At 42.6% G+C, this 6,380-nt stretch carries 6 protein-coding genes; 4 read left to right on the forward strand and 2 right to left on the reverse strand.

Annotation, left to right across the window (positions count from 1 at the left end):
• The first annotated feature begins 41 nt into the window (after positions 1-41).
• The 4 genes from R2S10_RS19345 (at position 42) to R2S10_RS19360 (ending at position 2,709) form a co-directional block, all read left to right on the forward strand.
• On the forward strand, positions 42-842 hold the full coding sequence (locus tag R2S10_RS19345) for a PAS domain S-box protein (protein ID WP_316842060.1): 801 nt from the start codon (positions 42-44) through the stop codon (positions 840-842).
• Between the two features lie 45 nt (positions 843-887).
• On the forward strand, positions 888-1,370 hold the full coding sequence (locus tag R2S10_RS19350; RefSeq protein WP_316842061.1) for an N-acetyltransferase family protein: 483 nt from the start codon (positions 888-890) through the stop codon (positions 1,368-1,370).
• A 308-nt stretch (positions 1,371-1,678) separates the two neighbouring features.
• On the forward strand, positions 1,679-1,891 hold the full coding sequence (locus R2S10_RS19355; protein WP_316842062.1) for a hypothetical protein: 213 nt from the start codon (positions 1,679-1,681) through the stop codon (positions 1,889-1,891).
• Between the two features lie 104 nt (positions 1,892-1,995).
• The gene (locus tag R2S10_RS19360) at positions 1,996-2,709 is read left to right on the forward strand and encodes a Crp/Fnr family transcriptional regulator (protein WP_316842063.1); all 714 of its coding nucleotides are present in this window, start codon (positions 1,996-1,998) and stop codon (positions 2,707-2,709) included.
• A gap of 47 nt (positions 2,710-2,756) precedes the next feature.
• Here the strand turns inward: R2S10_RS19360 and R2S10_RS19365 are convergent, their stop codons facing one another.
• Together R2S10_RS19365 and R2S10_RS19370 are read right to left on the reverse strand one after the other, a co-directional pair.
• Positions 2,757-2,978: a helix-turn-helix transcriptional regulator gene (locus tag R2S10_RS19365; protein WP_316842064.1), complete on the reverse strand. Its 222-nt coding sequence runs from the start codon at positions 2,976-2,978 to the stop codon at positions 2,757-2,759.
• A gap of 182 nt (positions 2,979-3,160) precedes the next feature.
• Positions 3,161-6,380, reverse strand: a 3,220-nt coding sequence (locus tag R2S10_RS19370) for a hypothetical protein (RefSeq protein ID WP_316842065.1), incomplete at its 5' end; no start/stop codon positions are given.

Raw genomic sequence — 6,380 nt, forward strand, 5'->3', positions numbered from 1 at the left:
GAGTGGGTTATCCTGATTTATTCTAAAGCAACATCAACAGTTTGAAGACAAGAAACTATAGAATTCCTATCATTTATATCGTAGTTGGTGTTTTATGGATCACGTCTAGTGACTACCTTCTTGTATTTTTAGCTTCAGAATTCAGTCCCCGGGTAAGCTGGTATACCGCCACACTAAAAGGACTCCTCTACATTCTTGGCACCGCATTTCTTTTGTACTATATGATCAAGAAAGAGCGGCAGCGGATTGCCGAAGCTGATGATAAAAGAATGGCAGATATCGTGGATAAGATGAACAACCTCATCATCATGTCTGATATTTCCGGAAACATCACCTGGGTAAACCGCGCATTTGTAACCATTACCGGTTATACCATGCAGGAAGCTTTAGGAAAAACACATGCCAACCTTTTGTACGGCCCGAAAACCGACCTTGAAGTGGTAAAGAAGCTAAACATAGCACTCGAAAACAAGGAGTTTTTTAGCGGGGAACTGGTCAATTATGCGAAGTGCGGAAAACCGTATTGGTCTCAATTTAACCTCTCTCCGATGTTCAATATGAAAGGCGGATTAGAGGGCTACCTTTCTGTAGAGAATAACATCGACGACAGCAAGCATCGGGAAGACCTGATCGTGCAGCAACACCGAAAATTAAAGGCCGTTTCCTGGTTTAATTCCCATGAAATCCGAAAGCCTGTGGCCTCTATTCTGGCCTTATCAGAATTGCTAATGGAAGAAAAAAACGCACAGGAACAACAGGAACTCATAAAATACCTCCACCAAAGCGCTGTCAACCTGGATCTTATCATTCATCAGATCAATGAGGCAGCCGCAGTAAAATAAATTATGTACCTTTGATCCCAGCATCAAACCAACAATTTCCTTAAAATGATCCGGCAGTTTAAACCATCAGATCTTAACCCGATGAGGGAGATCTACAATCACTATGTGGAAAATACACTAGTTACTTTTGACGAAGTAGCATTGAATGCGCAAGAATTTGCGGATAAACTGGCGCCTGTGCTTTCCAAATTCCCATGCCTTGTGTATGAGAAAGAAGGAAAAGTTTTAGGCTTCACCTATGCTACTGCATGGAAAGAAAATCCTGCCTATCGTTTTACGGTAAGCAGTGCTATTTACTTAGACCCGGAAGCCATCGATAAAGGAACCGGTACCGCCCTTTACAAGAAATTGATCGAAGAACTGCGAGAGCTGAACATTCACTCTATTGTAGCTGGAATTCTAATGCCAAATGAAAAAAGTACAAGAATGCATGAGCGATTGGGTTTCAGCAAAGTTGCTCACTTGAGTCAAATCGGCTTTAAATTCAATAAATGGATTGATGTGAGCTATTGGCAAATGACATTATAAAAGATATTCATCATAAAACTTGACAATTGCAATAAAATTATGACATAAGTCATGTTAAATTGTGACAATTGTCCAAATCAGTAAGGCATTTCCTATTTAACTTGTTATTAAATAAAAGGGAGATGCCAGATACCCATAAAAGTCTGGCAAAGGGTATTGCTGAAAACCTTGCAAAGAGTAGGTATAACTTTAAATTTATAACGCTCCAGAACTATTGCAAACATGAAAAAATTGGGACTTTAGCACAAAGGGCGGCGCCCTTTGTGCTACTACTACTCCTGGAGCCACGTAAATAAAACCCGTTATTTATGTCATGGTACGCCTTCATAGGGACTGATTGCCTAAATCCCACACATTACCGCATTAAAAAAAACACACCACGTTGTACAGGCAGCAAAAGCCTCTGCGCCATCTTTAGCACCGGAAATACTTATCCAGAAATTGACTATGAATTAGTTTGCCATATCGTGCTTGCCCTAAGTAGCAAAACGAGCAATGAAAAAGTAGTGTTAAAAAATTAGTCATTTGATTTGACAGATTATTTATACAATAAATATAATATTGATTTTTATTATCATTTAAAGTATATTTAGATTTGATCTAATCATCTAAAAAACAAATCTTAATGGATAAACATGCGCTCTATTTCTCTGAAATGATGTATGCTGAACTATCATTTCCAAAGATCGATTTAACAACTATTGACTCTTTTTTAAGCCAAATTGAAATTCCTGCTTCCCGGCAGGAATTGAGAAAAAAGATCAGCTCCCTTTGCCCGGTCAGCGATCAAACCTTCCAACTGTTCAACCATGGTTTTAAACCCTTAACTTTAGGCCCGGACCAATTATTTTGTACTGCGGAGCAATGCCCTAACCGGATTCTTTTTGTTCAGAAAGGACTATTAAGAGGTTATTACAAAGGGGAAAAACAACAGGCCACCTCCTGGTTTGCCGGGCCAAATGAATTCATTATTCCTAACCACTTCTTTGCTCAGGAACCTGGCCAGGAATATATCCAATCCCTGGAGAACAGCAGCCTCCTTGCCCTTGATTATCAAACCTGTTTAAAGATGTATCTCGCATCAAATGATATCTCTCCCCTATTCTTAAAATTAATGGAAGAGAAGCAGCAAAAAAGCACTGCCAGAGAAAGGATGTTGAGGATTCCAAACGCGGAACGAAGGTTCCAGCGTTTAACTCAGGAGATGCCTGAACTCCTGCAAAGTGTCAAAGACGACATTCTGGCTTCTTATCTGAATGTAACGAGAAGGCATTTGGAAAGAATTAAAGTGCTTGCCTTAAAAAACCGAAATCAAGATCTGAATCAACCATTTTCATAATTGAACAGCTAATATTTACCTTGCCTGATCAGGCAAGGTAAATATTGTTAAGCATTTTCTGAAGGTTCTGAGTTTACAGCCGGGAGCATTTCCTGAACTGAAATATCCAGTATTTTGGCGATTTGAAAAAGCCGGTTTACCGTCAAACTCGTCTGACCTCTCTCCAGCTTAGAGTAGGAATTTTGGGAGATATTCAGCTTTTCAGCCATAAACTCCTGACTGTATCCCTTGATTACTCTGTGAATTCTTAAAGCATTTCCGAATTGCATATTTTCATTTGATCTTAACTAAATTTAAATAACAATTCGCTTAATCCTTTCTTGAACAGCCTATTGAAGCCAAAAACAAGTAATTATCTCCCAAAAATAAGTATAAACCGCAGTTGAAAAAGTAGCTTACACAGAGCTCATCAACAAGATTACAATTAAAATCCATACCGATGAGTCTCAGACTAATTTTGGGTACAGCGGACTGGGTATGCATTTCCCTTTTCCTGATCTGCGACATTAAAGGTGCCATTGAAGTATAATGCTTTCGCATAGTAAGCAGAACTGTTCGTACCCGTCCAGTAGTTAAGTCCGGTACCCCGAGCGACGAGATTTCCTGGAGCTGCTGCAGTCAGACTTCCAGCATTATGAATTTTCAATACCGAGTTATAAATATCAGGGGCAGTAAGCCAGCCCTGAGCTGGCCCAAGCATACTATTCATTTCGATGAAAGTTGGCATTCTCCAGCCCCTGCCCATCAACAGGGTACAAGGATCCTGTGCGGCTGTCCATTCCCATTGTTCATTAAAATTAGGAATCCATGCACTGGATGGCGTACGCGTTGTACCATCATGTTTATAAGCCTGCATACGATTAAACTGCCAATACCATCCCGCCGATTCTTCAGAAGCATCAGTAACAGATATAGCCTGACGATCAGCACCCAGATTCTGCGTGATCCAGCAACGGGCATCGCCATTAAAACTAGCACTGACTGTACCATAAGTTACCGTCTTATTTGCTACCGCTCCATTTACTCCTGCCACATGGCTTAGGGTAACTGGGTTACATACTTTAAAACTCGTCATTGTTGGACTATATCCTGTCCCAATTGCATTGGTTGCATAAGCACGAATATAATAAGTTGGCCCATCAGAAAGTCCGCTTAAGGTTTGCGTAAAATCACCCGGCATCGTTCCTGCAGGTAATACTTGATCAGCCAAGGTTGGTATTTTATTGGTCGTACTCCATACCAGTCCACATCCACTAAGCGCATTACCACCATCATTAACGACAGTCGCTGCGACTTCTACTGAACTCTCTTTCCTACCTGAAAGTGGTAGTGTTACGACAGTTACCATTGGCAAACTAACAGTGACGGCATCACGGATACAACGGATGGAGTATCCAAAGGATTTATAAGCATCTCCATTATTGGCCGCAATGACAGCACTCGTTGTTGAATTCATTTGAAAGCTGACACCCATCATTCTGTCATATTGTGAACTGCTCCAGTAACGTCCAAAAGTTCCTCTGGTATTGCCAATAGTACCCCCATTATTTTCCAATAATCCTGCATTATGTAATTTTAATACGGAATTATAAGCATCCTGGTCTTTTGCCCAGAATTGTGGTGCCGCATCTACAACAGTCCATTCCGTACCGGTAGGCAATCGCCATCCTCCACCTAGCATTTGGACACATGGATCATTGGCCGGTAACCAGTGTGCATCTTCGTTAAACATCGGCACCCATGGAGTGTGTATAGATGTTGCGGGCAAACGCGTAGTTGTTTTTACTTCATAACCCTGAACACGGTTAAATTGCCAGAACCAACCCGCAGCAGCGGCGCTAGGGTCGTTAACAGCCTTAGCCTGCTCGGAAGCCCCTAAATTCTGTGCCAACCAACAACGTGGAGCACCACTCACATTCGTACTTATGGTTTGATAAGTGATCGTCTGGTCTACTGCTGCTCCATTAAATCCTGCCTTATGGAAGACTGTAATCGGATTACAAACCTTGAAGCTAGTTACTGCCGGACTGTAAACCAAACCCAGGCTCGTTTCGACATAAGCCCTTACATAGTAAGTAGGTCCTTCTTCTAATCCATTCATCAGTCCTGAAAATTCGCCGATACTTTTACCAGTATCTGGTATGTTCTGATCGCTGATGGTTGGGATAGGATTTGTGCTACTCCAAACTAGTCCACGTGCAGTAACGGGGCTACCTCCTGAGTTCCCCACCGTAGTGATGGCCTTAGCTGCGTTCGAAGTCATTGTTGCAGTAGGTACGATCACATTACCGATAGTCGGTAGCGTTGCAGTGATTTCATCACGTAAGCATCGTACGGGCATCGCATTGGCCTTATCCATATCTGTAACACTAAAGGCGCCATTAAAGTACAATCCTTTTCCAAAGGTAGGCGTATTAATAGTATGCGTTGAAGTCCAATATAGAAGTGATGTGCCACGAGCAGCCAGGTTTCCCGGAGCTACTTGCGTTAGGCTTCCCGCATTATGGATCTTCAAGACCGAATTGTAAAGCGCAGAGGCAGTAGTCCAGCTTTGTGGTGCGCTGATCACACTATTCATTTCGGTAGAGGTAGGTAATCTCCAACCTGCCCCCATCAACAGCATACAAGGATCCTGAGCAGCAGTCCAGCCGTATGGCTCACTAATGCTAGTGGTCCATGCTGTCCAGGCATTCGATGGCGTACGGGTACTGCCATCATGTTTATACCCCTGGATACGGTTAAACTGCCAATACCAGCCTGCGGCTTCTTCAGAACCATCAGTTACTGATGTAGCCTGACGATCAGCACCCAGATTCTGTGTGATCCAGCATCTTGCATCAGCACCGCTAAAATTAGTACTTACCGTACCATAGGTGATTGTTCTATCCACCGGCGCTCCATTTAATCCTGCAGCATGAACTACAGTAACAGGATTACAAATCTTAAAGCTGGTCGCCGTTGGACTATATCCCGTACCAATTGTATTGGTTGCATAAGCGCGTACATAATAAGTTGGTCCATCAGAAAGTCCGGTTAAGGTTTGTTTAAAATCACCTAATAAACTCCCGTCTGGTAAGACACTTTCAGCAGGCAATACCTGATCAGCCAAGGTTGGTATTTTATTGGTTGTACTCCATACCAGTCCACGTCCGCTAATTGCAGCCTTACCATCGGTAACGATAGTTGCCGAGCCTTCTGCTGAACTTACTTTCATCCCTGAAACAGGAGTAAGTACATTACTCACCATAGGCACGGTAGCAGTGACTACATCACGGATACAACGGATCGAGTACCCATAGGTCTTATAAGCATCCGCACTATTGGCAGCGATGACAGCACTCGTTGTCGAGTTGAATTGAAAACTGGCACCCATCATTCTGTCAAATTGTGAACTGCTCCAGTAACGTCCCAATGTTCCTCTGGTTGTCCCAATAGTACCGCCATTATATTCCAAGACTCCTGCATTGTGTAATTTCAATACAGAATTATAGGTATCCTGATCTTTTGTCCAGAATTGTGGTGCCGCATCTGCGACAGTCCATTCTGTGGAAGTTGGTAATCGCCATCCTCCGCCTAACAACTGAACACATGGGTCATTGGCCGGTTGCCAGTTTAAATCTTCGTTGACCATTGGGATCCATGGTGTGTATATAGTTGGTGCTGGCAAACGA

This window comes from Pedobacter gandavensis (assembly GCF_032678745.1).
GTDB classification, from domain to species: Bacteria; Bacteroidota; Bacteroidia; order Sphingobacteriales; family Sphingobacteriaceae; genus Pedobacter; species Pedobacter gandavensis_C.